Below are 555 nucleotides of genomic sequence, written 5' to 3' on the forward strand. Positions count from 1 at the left end.
AAAAAAAACGCTGTTTGCCATTGAGCAGGCGCGTACGGATATAGCACGAAGACGCGAGCGCTGGAGATCAAGGCAATCCCTCCTAGATCCAGCCCGGCTGGTATTCATTGATGAGACCTGGATAAAGACCAATATGACACCGCTGCGGGGATGGGGTGTGAAAGGCAAGCGTTTACGCAGTTATGCGCCACATGGTCATTGGCGTACTTTGACATTTCTTGGCGCATTGCGCAGCGACCAACTGACAGCACCCTGCGTCTTTGATGGTCCCATAAATGGCGTAAGTTTTCGAGCCTATGTCGAGCAGATACTCGTGCCGACCCTCAAACCAGGTGACATTGTCATCATGGATAATCTTGGCTCTCATAAATCAGCAGCCATTCGCGAGATGATCCGAGCTGCCGGAGCGCGACTATGGTTTCTCCCAGCTTATTCACCAGATCTCAATCCGATCGAGCAAGCCTTTTCTAAAATCAAACACTGGATGCGGAACGCACAAAAGCGAACAATTGAGGAGACTTGGCGCTATCTCGGAGAACTCATTCAGACAATCCA

Annotated in this window: 1 protein-coding gene; it reads left to right on the forward strand. The window is 50.5% G+C overall.

Annotated elements, in window-relative coordinates:
* Positions 1-555: IS630 family transposase (locus ACFO1V_RS09360; protein WP_380075078.1), on the forward strand; the 555-nt coding region annotated here is incomplete at both ends.

Origin of the sequence: Daeguia caeni (assembly GCF_042653845.1) — a bacterium.
Lineage (GTDB): Bacteria > Pseudomonadota > Alphaproteobacteria > Rhizobiales > Rhizobiaceae > Brucella > Brucella caeni.